A 13,080-nucleotide genomic window follows, 5' to 3' on the forward strand; every position below is an offset into this window, starting at 1 on the left:
GTTTATTCCAGCACAGGACTGAGCCATCTTTCCATGGTTTCAAGCGGCAGTCCTTTTCGTTTTACATAGTCTTCAAATTGGTCTTTCTGTATTTTGCCCACACCAAAATACTGGCTTTTGGGATGCGAAAAATACCAGCCGCATACGGATGAGGCAGGATACATGGCCAGGCTCTCCGTTAACTGAATGCCCACCGCTTGGGTGGCGTTGAGCAGCCCGAACAGTTTGTATTTTTCGGTATGATCCGGGCAGGCCGGATAGCCTGGCGCCGGGCGGATTCCCATATACTGTTCCTTGATCAGCTGCTCGTTGCTTAGGGCTTCTTCTTTTGCATAACCCCAGTACTCTTTTCTTGTTCTTTCGTGCAATGCCTCGGCAAATGCTTCGGCAAAACGGTCGGCGAGCGCCTGCAGCATGATCTTGTTATAATCGTCGTGGTTGCTTTCAAACCGTTTGATATGCGCTTCGATTCCGTGAATGGTAACGGCGAATGCACCGATATAATCCTTTTTACCGCTTGCTTTTGCAGCGATGAAATCGGCTAACGAAATATTGGGCTGGTCGGCCGCTTTTTTTATCTGCTGACGCAGGAAGGAAAGCTTTACCTCTTCGCCATTCTGCACATACACATTGTCATCCTCACTCGCCGCTTCCCAAAAACCGATGATACCTTTTGCCTTCAGCCATTTTTCAGCAATGATCTTGTCGAGCAATGCGTTGGCATCGTTGTACAGTTTTGTGGCTTCCTTGCCCACTACGCTGTCTGTGAGTATCTCGGGAAAATTACCGTGCATTTCCCAGGTAATGAAGAAGGGTTTCCAGTCGATATACGCACGCAATACCTCGAGGTCAAAATCTTCAAATATTTTTGTGCCGGTGAACTGCGGGGTCTGTGTCTGGTGCTGGCTCCAGTCGACCGAAACCCTGTTCCGCAGGGCGTCTGCATAGGTCAGGTAGGTCTTAATGGATTTCTTGCTGTCGAACGCCTCCTTGAGTTTTACGTATTCCGATCGGATACCGGTAAGAAATCCCGGTTTCTGTTCATTGCTCAGCAGCGATCCTGCCACCGTTACGCTGCGCGATGCATCGAGTACATGCACCACGCCGTCCTGGTATTCGGGCGCTATCTTCACCGCCGTATGCATCCGCGAAGTGGTGGCGCCGCCGATAAGCAGCGGTTGTTTCATGCCCCTTCTTTTCATCTCCTTGGCAATATGCACCATTTCATCCAGCGAGGGTGTGATCAGTCCGCTCAGGCCAATGATGGCGGCATTTTCTTTCTGTGCGGTATCGAGTATTTTGTCGGCAGGCACCATCACCCCCAGGTCAATGATATCGTATCCGTTACAACCCAGCACAACGCCCACGATGTTCTTGCCGATATCGTGCACATCTCCTTTAACCGTGGCCAGCAGTATTTTGGCTGCCCCTGCGGATTCCGTGCCGCCGGCTTCCGAATTTTTTTTGCGCGCTTCTTTCTCCGCTTCGATGAACGGGGTGAGCACCGCAACACTTTTCTTCATCACACGGGCGCTTTTCACCACCTGCGGAAGGAACATTTTACCCGCGCCGAACAGGTCGCCCACAATACCCATACCATCCATCAGCGGTCCTTCGATAACGGATAAAGGGGTGGGGTACTGCAGCCGGGCTTCTTCCGTATCGGCTTCTATATAGTCGGTGATACCGTTTACAAGCGAATGCGAGAGACGTTTCTCCACGCTTTCATTACGCCATGCCTCGTCTTTTACCTCTACCTTGCCTTTTGCTTTCACCGTTTCGGCAAACTGTATCAGTTTCTCTGTGGCGCTGTTATCGTCGTTGTTGCGGTTAAGGATCACGTCTTCGCACAGCTGTTTCAGCGTGGGTTCTATCTCGTCGTATACCACCAGCTGGCCGGCATTAACGATGCCCATATCCATACCTGCCCTGATGGCATAATACAGGAATACGGAGTGAATGGCTTCGCGCACATGTTCGTTACCGCGGAAAGAGAAAGATACGTTCGATACGCCGCCGCTCACTTTTGCCAGTGGCATCAGCTGTTTGATCTCGCTGGTGGCTTCTATAAAATCCACCGCGTAGTTATTGTGTTCTTCAATACCCGTTGCTATCGCAAAGATGTTCGGGTCAAAGATGATGTCCTGTGGTGCAAACCCCACTTTCTCCACCAGTATCTTATATGCACGATGGCATATCTCCACTTTGCGCTGTTTTGTATCGGCCTGCCCCACTTCATCAAAAGCCATAACGATCACCGCTGCGCCGAAAGCCCTGCAGATAAAAGCCTGCTCAATAAATTTCTCCTCGCCTTCCTTCAGCGATATCGAGTTTACGATGCATCTTCCCTGCACGCATTCCAGTCCCGCCTGTATGATCTCGAACTTGGAGCTGTCGATCATAATGGGTATGCGCGCAATATCGGGCTCGCTCTGTACCAGGTTGAGGAAGGTGCGCATGGCATTTACACCGTCGAGCATCGCATCATCCATGTTTACGTCCAGCACCTGCGCGCCGTTCTCCACCTGCTGTCTCGCAACAGACAGGGCTTCTTCATACTGGTTATCGCGTACCAGGCGCGCAAATTTTTTGGAACCGGTTACATTGGTTCTTTCACCTATGTTCACAAAATTGGTCTCGGGCCGGATCACCAGCGGTTCGAGGCCGGAGAGACGCAGGTAAGGTTTTATAGAGGCAACAGTACTCATATCAGCAGCCGGGCGATCCCGGCATTGGTTAGCGGTTTTACAATGTTTCTTCCAATACAGGCAATGCCCTGGGGGTTAGGTTCTTTACGCTTTCGGCGATGTGTTTGATATGGTCCGGCGTGGTGCCACAGCACCCGCCCACAATATTCACAAAACCCTGCTCGGCCCAGTCTTCTATGAAATGCGCTGTTTCGTGCGGTGCTTCGTCGTACTCGCCCATGGCATTGGGTAAACCGGCATTGGGATAAGCCGATGTGTAACAGGCAGCGATCTGCGACAGTTCTTCGATATGCGCCCGCATTTCTGCCGCACCCAGGGCGCAGTTAAGCCCAACGCTTACGGGGTTGGCATGCATGACGGAGGTATAGAAGGCTTCGAGCGTTTGCCCGCTCAGCGTTCTGCCCGATGCATCGGTAATGGTGCCGCTGATCATGATGGGCAGTTCCGTGTTATGATCACGGAAATACTGTTTGGCCGCAAAAATGGCGCCTTTGGCATTAAGGGTATCGAATATGGTTTCGATAAGCAGTATGTCTACACCGCCATCCACCAGTCCTTTGATCTGCTCATAGTAAGCATCCACCACTTCGCGGAACGTAACCGCGCGGTAGCCGGGATTGTTCACATCGGGCGATAGACTCAGGGTTTTGTTCAGCGGACCGATGGCGCCAGCCACGTATTTGGGTGTGGCACCGGGGTTGTCGGCAAGGTATTCATTCACCGCCTGCCTGGCACACCGGGCAGCAGCCACGTTCAGTTCGTAGGCGAGCGACTGCATATCATAATCGGCCATGGCTATCACGGTACTGCTGAATGTATTGGTTTCGATGATATCGGCGCCGGCGTCGAGGTATTGCCGGTGTATGCCTTTGATGATGTCTGGCTGGGAGATGCACAACAGGTCGTTATTACCTTTTACATCGGTATGCCAGTCTTTGAAACGCTCGCCGCGGTAATCGGCTTCGGTGAGTTTGTGACGCTGTACCATGGTGCCCATGGCCCCGTCTATAACCAGAATGCGTTTTTCGAGTGCTTTCCTGATATCCATATCATGCAGTTTATGGTTCCGGCCAATGGCTGAACCCGGTTACGGACACGAATCATAAACGCTGGAAGATGGTAACAGGTACTTCGAGACGTTTATTAGTTCGATTTTATTCCCGCCGAAACGGGAGTGCAGGCCGAACAATAAACAAATCCGCCTGCGCAGGATGCAAAGGTAGAGAAAAACCTGATAGGTTGAGCGGGTTGATTGTTTAAATGGCTATAGGGTTACAGCGGCCATTCAACCGCGCTAACCGTATAGCCATACAGTGCTGCCATCCTCAGCTTTTTGCCCAATCGCCTTTCTTCTTCCGGCCAATATGGAATATACGGGAGATATTGAAGCCCCAGCGGATATCGCCGTTGCCCCAGGAACCGGTGGTTTCATGGATAAAAGTATGCTCGTTCATACCGGTTGAATTGGTGAAATGAAGCTGGAACACATGGCCGCCGGTATTGATGTCAACACCCACCGAGAGCGGGTCGTAGGTTCCGTTGAAGCGGTTGGTCTGGAGAAAATATTCTGCCGTTAAACTGATGCGTTTGCTGATGCGCTGCCGGCCAAGAAAGCCGATGGAGAACAGGTCCTGCGAGCCGCCGCTGTAGAACAATACCCGGTTGTAATGGGTGTAGGTGGGAGATATCTGTAACGAGGTATGCGAGTTAAGTTTACTGCCGATCAGCACCTGCCCGGTAAAAAACGTGCGGTCGGAACCGGTTACTTTCAAGGTGGGGTCCATATCCAGCGTGCGGTAGGCCAGGGAAGCGAGCAGGGCAACCGATACCGGCGCCGCACCCTCCTGCTGGTGTACCACGCGGTATTTTACAAAACCATCCAGTTCCTTAAAAAAAGTAGAGCGGCCGATACCGACCATCAGGTTATTGGCAATACCAAAATCAAAGCCCATGCGCATCGAGGCCGCATCGAGCCCGAACATATTGTACAACCCCGTGTTCACAGGCGCAAACCGGTGGTTGATGCGGAAGTCCATACTGCCTTTTCCGGTGATTTCCACGGTATGGCTGTTTACCAGCCGCGTTGAATAAAAAGTATTGATCACGGGTTCTTTACGGGTGGCGGATTGGGCAGCGTTGGCGCTGTCCTGCATTTTAAAAAGATCCACTTCCTGTGAAAAAGCAATGTGCGAACTCAGTACAAGGCATACAATGGCCAGTACGCTTTTAAAAGCATGCTGCATACGGTCTGTTTTATATGAATGGGACAATTACTGGTACTGGCAGCTTACATCAACCGTTACCTTATCGGTAACACTGGAGGCATTGATGCCGAAATCTTTCAATACAATGCTGAACTGCGCTGCGGCCAACGGCTTGCCTCCCCTGATATTGACCGTCCCGTTCACGGTAACATTTTTTGTTATGCCGTGCATGGTCAGATCGCCTTTTACGCTGATCTTGTAGGCACCGTCCTTCGCAAAATTCACCGATGACAGGTTCTGGATATTGCCTTTGAAATCGGCCCTGGGATACTTGCTGGTTTCGGCATACTGGTCGTTAAAATGCTCCTGCATTTCGGCCATTTTGAAAAGGAAGCTTTTCATCAGCAGGCTGAAGGTCATCTGGCCGTTATCCGAGATACGGCTTGTTACCTCATTATTCACCGCTTTCACGTCTTCATCATCCGGCGCCGAAAAGCTGATTTTGCCGTTACGTGTTCCGAAAACTTTCTGCGCATCCGCCTGTGTTACAAAGAACACTATGGAAAGCACCCATACTACTACCGATTTCATGCCTGGTCTTTTACAGTTATTTTACTAATACACCTTCGTTAATCACCACATTTGCATCGGGTATATAGCCCGTGCAGATGCCCTTGAAAGTAATGGTCTGCCCCGGCTTCAGGTTGCCCGGGTTCTCTTTAAAGGTACAGTTGATCACCACCATCGGGTCATTGGTCTTGAAATTCACCACCACTTTCCCATCCTGGTTGGTGGCTATATCGGCCACCTCGCCGGTGAGTTCGATGGCTTTGTCGAGGTAAAGTTTATTGGCCTCCGCCTCGTTTGTGTGAAACGCATCATAAATACCCTGCGCCGTCAGTTTTACGCCCTGCTCCGTGCTTACATCGCGGTGCGGTCTATTGTATACGTAATACACAACCCCTGCCGCTCCCACCAGCCCGATAACAAGAACGATCAGCAATACCTTGATCCATTTTTTCATACCAGACAATTTGCTGTTTGCTGCAAATTATTCAATGTTACGTTACAAAAAGATACGGAAAACAGAAATATTGGTTGCCTGGGAAAATCGCCGGCAAAAATTAAACATTCGCAATCGATCCCCGGCCATTACCGGTTTTGAATTATTTAACATATTGCTGTACCGGCAGCCTGTTGGCAATACTGCGGGCAAGGGTCATTTCATCGGCGTATTCCAGTTCGCCGCCAAAAGCAATACCCCGGGCGATGGTGGTAATACGGCAGGGCAGGTGTGCGATCTTTTTCTGGATATAATAAATGGTGGTGTCGCCCTGTATGTTGGGGTTCAGGGCAAACAGCAGCTCTTCGGTTTCTTCTTTCTGGATGCGGCTCACCAGGGTCTCTATGTTCAGCTGGTCGGGACCTACCCCATCCAGCGGTGAAATGATGCCGCCGAGTACATGGTAGGTTCCGTTGAGCTGCTGGGTGCTTTCAATGGCAATTACATCGCGTATGTTTTCAACCACGCAGATCATCCGCTGGTTGCGGACCGAGTTGGCGCAGATGGAACAGATATCACCATCGCTCACATTATAACAGCGCTGGCAGAATTTGATCTCCTTCCGCATACGCGTGATCGCCTCTCCGAACTGTTCGGCCTCGTTCACATCCTGTTTCAGCAGGTGCAGCACCAGCCTCAGCGCCGTTTTCTTTCCAATACCCGGGAGCTTGGAAAACTCGGCTACAGCATTCTGCAGTAAGGAAGAGGGCAATTGCATCAGGCGAAATTAGGAAAAGGGCCAGAAACAGGATGTGAAAAATACGCCGGCAAACCCCGGGCGGCCTGGCCTGGCCGGATGATACGCTTACAGGGTTACATCATTGTCCCAGTTGGCACGCACCAGTATCTGTTTGGTTATGCGCTCAACGATCTCGGGCTGCCGCCTGTTGGGCAGGAACTGGCCCGGATCCCATACCCCGTTTTTATTGGTGTCATAGAGTATCTGTACATCGTAGCTGCCGGGGCGGTACAGTTTGCGCGTGACCTCGTTACGGATAAGCGGGAACGATTCAACAACCGCATCGTTCTTTACCAGCTGCAAGATGGGGTTGCGCGAGAGATCGATATTGGGAAAACGGATACGGATACTGCCGTAATCGGTTTCTTTTTTTGTTGTGAAACGGATGGTATCCGCTTTGGCAAGCGTGGCACCCAGTGAATCCGCCACGGCGTCTTTGGCTATGATCAGGCGGTAAGCGGTGTTTGGCTGCCAGGGATATACCAGGGATATTTTTGTACGGGTGCTGTCCAACTGCAGCGAATACCCGGCCAGTTTACGGTAACCCGTATCGTACAAAACCAGTTTACCGCTGTCGAATACCGTGAGTCTTTTCTGAAACACAAGCTTCATACTATCCAGTATATCCTGCTGGCCGTTCTCCATTTGTGCAGTATAGCGGAGTCTTTTGTCGGCGTTTGCCTGCGGTCTTGCCGGCGAGGCAGACCCGATCTCTTTTTTTGTATAGGCATGGTACGCATACAGCGTATCCTGTTTGGTTGAGGCGGTGATGGCCACCGGCGCATCCCTGAATGCAAACAGCAGGCTGCTGTCTGTATAGGTTTTCATGGGCGACCGGTTATCGATCACATATACGGCAAACCGGCCATCCGGCAGGTTGTGAAAGCTGAACTCGCCCCGGCCGTTCATACGTGTATAGTATCGTGGCGGGGTTTTGTAAACGGCAGAATCCGACAGATCGCGGTACAGCATCACATACATATTGCTGTCTGTTTTACCCGTCTGTGCCAGTATCACTTTACCGCTGTAGCTGTTTGCGTCCAGTTTGCCGCCTGTGGCAAATGCATACCGGAAATTCCGGGCCACATTGCTCTCGTTCACATCGCGCACGGCGTTGCCGAAATCGAGCAGGTAAGTGGTATTGGGCTCCAGGGTATCCCTGATGGTAACTGTTATGTTACGGAGCTTTGCATTTACATTGAGCGGGTACTTCAGCGCCGGAGAAACAATCAGGTTGCTGTACCAGTTGTCCAGCGTTACATATTCATCGAATACCAGGTTGATCTGCCTCGGTGAAACATTAACGGAAGAGTCTTTTGGCTGCGCCATCACCAGCCGGGGCGGCAGCGTATCTCTGGGACCGCCGCCGGGCGGAATGATATTGGCACAGGAAAACAGGCCACAGGCCGTTACCGCCAGTAATCCCAAACAGAAAAGCTGAACAAATGATATCCGCATGAGGGTTCCGATACCCGGCAAATATAAACAGCGTCGTTGTGAAAAGCCTGAATTGAGCAACTAATTGCAGCGGCAGTTCCGGGCGCCGGCGGTTTTTTTAACTTTTTATTCCTGTTCCTCCCCCGCCAGGTCGTGCAGGGCGATCTCGATATGGTTGGTCTTGACAAAATTGCACCAGTGACAATCTTCCTTACCGCAACCCTGGTAAAAATCCCTGTCCTGTATCTTTTGCCAGACCGTTTTGATCTGCTGTGTTACCGTGGCAGTGTCTTCCGGACCGATCAGGATCTTTTCCTTGCGGTAAACCTTCTTTTTATCGGGTTCCACAAAATCGAACTCGGTACTGATCACTTTCCAGTTCTTCTGTTCGTAATTATCCACCAGCAGTTTGTAAAAAACCGCCTGCCGCCAGTAGTCTCCGCCAGGCGGGTTCTTCTCGCCGGGGGGCAGCAGCTTGTCACGTGCTTTGTCTATATCGCCTGTCTTATAGTCCACCACGTTCACTGCATGGCCATCGAACTCCAGTTTGTCGAGCTTGCCTTTCAGCGGCACCCCCTGTACCACCACGTTGCGGATATTGCGCTCCACGGCAACCACACGGTTCCATGAATCAATGTACTGATCGTAATAATTACCCAGCACTTCGTGCCCGTATTCCATCCGCCTGGCAAATTCCTCTTTGGTAAAATTCTCTCGGTGACGGTTCATATAGACTTCGAAATCGGCAATAAAATCCGCTTTACCCGCAAAACTTCCTGTTTGCTGTATATTGGAAAACAGTTTCTCCAGCGCGTAATGCACCGCAGAACCAAACTCCAGCGCCTCCGATTTACCGCGGGGAACGCGAACCAGGTTCAGGAAATAAAACTGCAGCGGGCATTTCAGGTAGTTATTCAGCGCCGTTACATTCATCACGAACTTATCCAGCAGCTGCGTGATGAAATCCGCTTCTGTTTTTTCCAGTTCCGGCGCCTGCGGCTGGTGAAAACGGATCATGGCAAACTCGCTGAGCGTGTCCCGGTCAATGATCACCTGCTGCACCGGAAGTTTGTGTATCTCCTGCATTTCTTCGATGAACATAGAGGGTTCCCATTCCTTGCCATCGTTCTTAAACCGGCTGTACGATATATGCAAATGCAGCCTTGCCCGGGTAAGTCCTACGTAAAACAGCCGGCGCAGTTCTTCTTCATCGGTGTGTTTGGGCTGCGATGAAAACATGGTATCGGGAAAAGCATAGCCGCCGCCGGGTTTGCGTTTTTTTTCCCAGTTGCCCGCATTGCATCCCGCCAGGAAAACATGTTCGTATTCCAGGCCTTTTGAGCCATGAACCGTGAGCAGGTTCACGCCTTTATCGCTTCCGCTGACCTGCACCAGGGGTAAAGACAGGTCTTCTTTCTCCATCAACCTAAAAAGGTTCACCAGCTGCTCCAGGGTCATGGAAGGCCTGCGATGCGCTTCGTCTTTCACAAAATCAAAGAAAGAGCCCAGTACCCGCAGGTGAAAATGTTTGTCGGTATCCTGCATTACCCAGCTCAGTATGCCCGCATGGCGAAAACAGTTTTCCACCAGGCTGATCAGCGTGGTATTGGGCACCTGCCCGATCAGTTTTTCGAGTGCATCGCTGGCGGGTTTCATACCGGTGGGTGCCTTGCTGAAAAGATCGCGGGCCGGCGCATTCACTTTTTCAAACAGCAGCCTGCGCAGCGAAAACTTTTCTCCGGCAAATGGTTTGCCTGCCAGTTCCGCGCTGAGCTTCGCGATCTCGATAGGCGCTATACCGAACCAGTCGAAATGCAGTATCTCGAACAGCATCTCATCACCCCCATAGGGAATATCCTGTTCCGCGGCCAGGTATTTCAGCAGCAAAACCATCTTCCTGGCCAAAGGAAGTTCCAGCAGGTTGAGACTGCGTTTGCTGTAAACAGGAATTTTTCTCTGCGTGAGATAGGTTGTCAGTTCCTCGCCGTACCTGTTTTCTTTGTAGATAATGCCGATGGCGCCCGGCGGTGTTCCCGCGCTGATGAGTTTTTCCAGTTCCAGCGTAATATGGATCATCTCCTCCCGCTGTGTCTGGTATTCTCTCACCGAAGGTGCATGGGTAAGCGTATTGATATCGCTGTTGGAAGAACGGAGCTCCTTGCTGAGACCGTCGATCTTTTTGATCAGGCGTTCTTCGTTGCGGTCTATCAGCGTTTTGGATACATCGAGTATGGGTTGGGTTGACCGGTAATTGCTTGTGAGCACAATCGTTTGCAGCGCATCCTGGTAGCTGCTGGCAAAATCCATCATGTTTTCGATATTGGCGCCCTGGAAGCGGTAAATACTCTGGTCGTCATCGCCTACCACAAATACATTCGGGTGTTCCCAGTAATTGATCAGCAGTTGCACCAGCCGGTTCTGCGTACCGCTGGTATCCTGGTATTCGTCAACAAGTATGTACAGAAACTGCTCCTGGTATTTTGAAAGAAGCAGCGGGTTTTCTTCAAAAGCCCTGATCACCCAGTTGATCATATCGTCGAAATCGTAACGGTTCCTGCTGCGCATGATCTGCTGAAACCGGTCGAATTCGTTCACCGCCGCGCGGAGTTTCTCCATTTTCTCCTTCGCCTCCTCAATCCGGCTCGTTTTGGGATCGCCTGCCCTGAACTGTTTGTAAGCCCGCTTGTACACAAATTCTTCCCGGTTGGGAATATCGTTCAGGTATTCATCTATCCTGCTGCCGATGAGTTGCGGGGTCCATCCTTCCCGCTTCATATTACTGAACAGCTGCTGCAGGTTGCGTATTTCGAAATACACATCGCCCCGGTAACGTTTCAGCGGATGGTTTTTCGGAAACCCGTCTATCAGCTGTTTGAAAAAATCGATCTTCTCCAGGTCGGATACAGGCTCCAGCGATGTTTTTTCAAACAGCGATAGGTTTTCCTGTATGATATCGTTACAGAATGCATGAAAGGTGTAGATATTGACTTTGTAAGCATCCGGCCCTATGAATTTCAGCAGACGCTTGCGCATGGCCACCACGCCTGCATCTGTATAGGTAAGACAAAGTATATTCTGCGGCTGCGTATCCGTGTCAAGCAGTATTTTGCCGATACGCGCGCCGAGTATCTGCGTTTTGCCCGTACCCGGACCGGCAATGACCATCACCGGACCTTCAATGGTATCCACGGCGCGTTTCTGTTCCTCGTTCAGGGCCTGGTAAATAATATCGAACTGTTCCCGCTGGTGCATGGGGTAAAGTTAGGTGAATGGCTGATTCACCGCGAGGTTGCCGGGGTATGATATGTCCTGCGCCGGAGAACATAGGTTCACCGCTCCTCAAATCCATCTGCCGACGGAGCGGTTTACAAAATCTCCGTCATCGGGCTTACATTGTTGTCAACATCCACGGCCACCACAAAAATACGTTTGCCCTTGGCATCGGGGATGATGCTTTGGTCTATCACCGCCAGTTTTTCGGCAGGCACCAACTGTACCAGCTGTGCATTCACGAACCTGGCTTCTGCGCCTGCAGGCAGTGTGAGTATACCGAAGGCCTTGATCCTGTCTTCTCCCTTATACACCAGCTTCAGCATATTATTGGGCTGTTTTTCGATCAGCGGCTGCGAGGGAACGGCGTTATCGATCCATGGCATGGCCGGTATCAGCGCGGGATAGTGATAATAATTTTTCTGCAGGCTGTCGTTCCAGCCGTTGGGATTGCGTTCAAATGTTTTGCTGCTGAAATAAACACTTCCCTGTACAGACGGATACTGTCGCAGCCCGCGTATCTGTGCGGGCAGCTCGTTCCGGTCGCGCCATGCCGCATTGCTTCCTGCACGGTAAATACCATGACCGATGTATACCTGTCTTCCGTACGCATGGTCGTTCCACCATTTCAGCAGTACGTCATAGTCGGCAAGCCGGTGGCCCCGTTCCCAGTATAATTGCGGCACCACATAATCAACCCATCCTTTCTGCATCCAGAGCAGGATATCGGCATACAGATCGTCGTAATTGGTCTGACCGCCCCTGGTATCGCTGCCCATCGCATCCTGGCTCCTGTTACGCCAGATGCCAAACGGACTTACCCCGAATTTCACCCGCGGTTTGATGGTGCGGATGGCTTCGTGGGTCATTTTGATGATGCTGTCGCAGTTGCTGCGGCGCCAGTCGTCTTTCTTCAGGCCGTTTCCGTATTTCTCCCAGGTCTTCTGATCGGGAAATTCAACGCCTGCAATACGGTAAGGGTAGAAGTAATCGTCCATATGAATGGCATCGATATCATACCGGGTTACCAGGTCTTTGACAATCTTCACCGTATGCTTCATGGTTTCGGGCAAACCGGGGTTGAAATATTTTTTATACCCCTCTTTCTTACTGCCGTATACCAGGAACATCTCCGGGTTTGTGCGCGTAAGATGGTTGGGCGTTATCGAAGAACTTTTCATGCTGAACACGGCGCGGTAAGGGTTCAGCCAGGCATGAAACTCCATTCCCCTGCGGTGTGTTTCATCGATCATGAATTTCAGCGGGTCCCAGTAAGGCACCGGACCCTGGCCCTGTTTGCCCGTCAGGTATTCGCTCCAGGGCTCGTAGGGAGAAGGGTACATAGCATCTGCGGCCGGCCGTACCTGAACGATCATTACGTTCATATTGTTGGCGGCATGTATATCGAGCAGTTTGATAAAATCGGCTTTCTGCTCCGCCACCGACATATTCCTGCCGGCGGGCCAGTCGATATTCTCCACCGTTGCCACCCATACCCCGCGAAATTCGTAGTTGGGTGTAAGCGGCTGCGCTTTTGTAAAACAGCAGAGCAGCAGACCGGCAACAAGAAACAGGCAATACTTCATACCGCGAAGATAAAATTGACAGGGCAGCTATGCGGGTATTGTGGGTGATATTACCGGTAAGGAACCGGTAATT

At 51.2% G+C, this 13,080-nt stretch carries 9 protein-coding genes; all 9 read right to left on the reverse strand.

What is annotated here, in order from left to right:
- Positions 1 to 2 precede the first annotated feature (2 nt).
- A complete protein-coding gene (gene metH / locus GWC94_RS13840) occupies positions 3 to 2,708 on the reverse strand; it encodes a methionine synthase (protein WP_202628774.1) in 2,706 nt (901 codons plus the stop codon).
- Positions 2,709 to 2,745: 37 nt separating this feature from the next.
- On the reverse strand, positions 2,746 to 3,756 hold the full coding sequence (locus GWC94_RS16715; RefSeq protein ID WP_202628778.1) for a homocysteine S-methyltransferase family protein: 1,011 nt from the start codon (positions 3,754 to 3,756) through the stop codon (positions 2,746 to 2,748).
- A 277-nt stretch (positions 3,757 to 4,033) separates the two neighbouring features.
- Positions 4,034 to 4,951 (reverse strand): DUF5777 family beta-barrel protein, encoded by a 918-nt coding sequence (locus tag GWC94_RS13845; RefSeq protein ID WP_161835600.1) that lies wholly within the window; start codon positions 4,949 to 4,951, stop codon positions 4,034 to 4,036.
- 27 nt (positions 4,952 to 4,978) lie between these two features.
- Positions 4,979 to 5,503, reverse strand: coding sequence for a YceI family protein (locus GWC94_RS13850; RefSeq protein WP_161835601.1), 525 nt, complete (start codon positions 5,501 to 5,503; stop codon positions 4,979 to 4,981).
- Between the two features lie 16 nt (positions 5,504 to 5,519).
- A complete protein-coding gene (locus GWC94_RS13855) occupies positions 5,520 to 5,936 on the reverse strand; it encodes an OB-fold protein (protein ID WP_161835602.1) in 417 nt (138 codons plus the stop codon).
- A 142-nt stretch (positions 5,937 to 6,078) separates the two neighbouring features.
- Complete coding sequence (gene recR / locus GWC94_RS13860; RefSeq protein ID WP_161835603.1) at positions 6,079 to 6,693, reverse strand: recombination mediator RecR; 615 nt, start codon at positions 6,691 to 6,693, stop codon at positions 6,079 to 6,081.
- Between the two features lie 87 nt (positions 6,694 to 6,780).
- On the reverse strand, positions 6,781 to 8,172 hold the full coding sequence (locus GWC94_RS13865) for an Ig-like domain-containing protein (protein ID WP_161835604.1): 1,392 nt from the start codon (positions 8,170 to 8,172) through the stop codon (positions 6,781 to 6,783).
- A 105-nt stretch (positions 8,173 to 8,277) separates the two neighbouring features.
- The gene (locus tag GWC94_RS13870; RefSeq protein WP_161835605.1) at positions 8,278 to 11,403 is read right to left on the reverse strand and encodes an ATP-dependent helicase; all 3,126 of its coding nucleotides are present in this window, start codon (positions 11,401 to 11,403) and stop codon (positions 8,278 to 8,280) included.
- 113 nt (positions 11,404 to 11,516) lie between these two features.
- Positions 11,517 to 13,007, reverse strand: a complete 1,491-nt coding sequence (locus tag GWC94_RS13875; protein WP_161835606.1) for a glycoside hydrolase family 10 protein — start codon at positions 13,005 to 13,007, stop codon at positions 11,517 to 11,519.
- Between the last annotated feature and the right edge of the window lie 73 nt (positions 13,008 to 13,080).

Origin of the sequence: Sediminibacterium soli, assembly GCF_009939225.1 — a bacterium.
Taxonomy (GTDB): domain Bacteria; phylum Bacteroidota; class Bacteroidia; order Chitinophagales; family Chitinophagaceae; genus Sediminibacterium; species Sediminibacterium soli.

Coding starts and splice junctions, on each gene's coding strand:
- metH (WP_202628774.1), bottom strand. CDS start 2,708: ATGAGTACTGTTGCCTCTATAAAACCTTACCTGCGTCTCTCCGGCCTC.
- GWC94_RS16715 (WP_202628778.1), bottom strand. CDS start 3,756: ATGGATATCAGGAAAGCACTCGAAAAACGCATTCTGGTTATAGACGGG.
- GWC94_RS13845 (WP_161835600.1), bottom strand. CDS start 4,951: ATGCAGCATGCTTTTAAAAGCGTACTGGCCATTGTATGCCTTGTACTG.
- GWC94_RS13850 (WP_161835601.1), bottom strand. CDS start 5,503: ATGAAATCGGTAGTAGTATGGGTGCTTTCCATAGTGTTCTTTGTAACA.
- GWC94_RS13855 (WP_161835602.1), bottom strand. CDS start 5,936: ATGAAAAAATGGATCAAGGTATTGCTGATCGTTCTTGTTATCGGGCTG.
- recR (WP_161835603.1), bottom strand. CDS start 6,693: ATGCAATTGCCCTCTTCCTTACTGCAGAATGCTGTAGCCGAGTTTTCC.
- GWC94_RS13865 (WP_161835604.1), bottom strand. CDS start 8,172: ATGCGGATATCATTTGTTCAGCTTTTCTGTTTGGGATTACTGGCGGTA.
- GWC94_RS13870 (WP_161835605.1), bottom strand. CDS start 11,403: ATGCACCAGCGGGAACAGTTCGATATTATTTACCAGGCCCTGAACGAG.
- GWC94_RS13875 (WP_161835606.1), bottom strand. CDS start 13,007: ATGAAGTATTGCCTGTTTCTTGTTGCCGGTCTGCTGCTCTGCTGTTTT.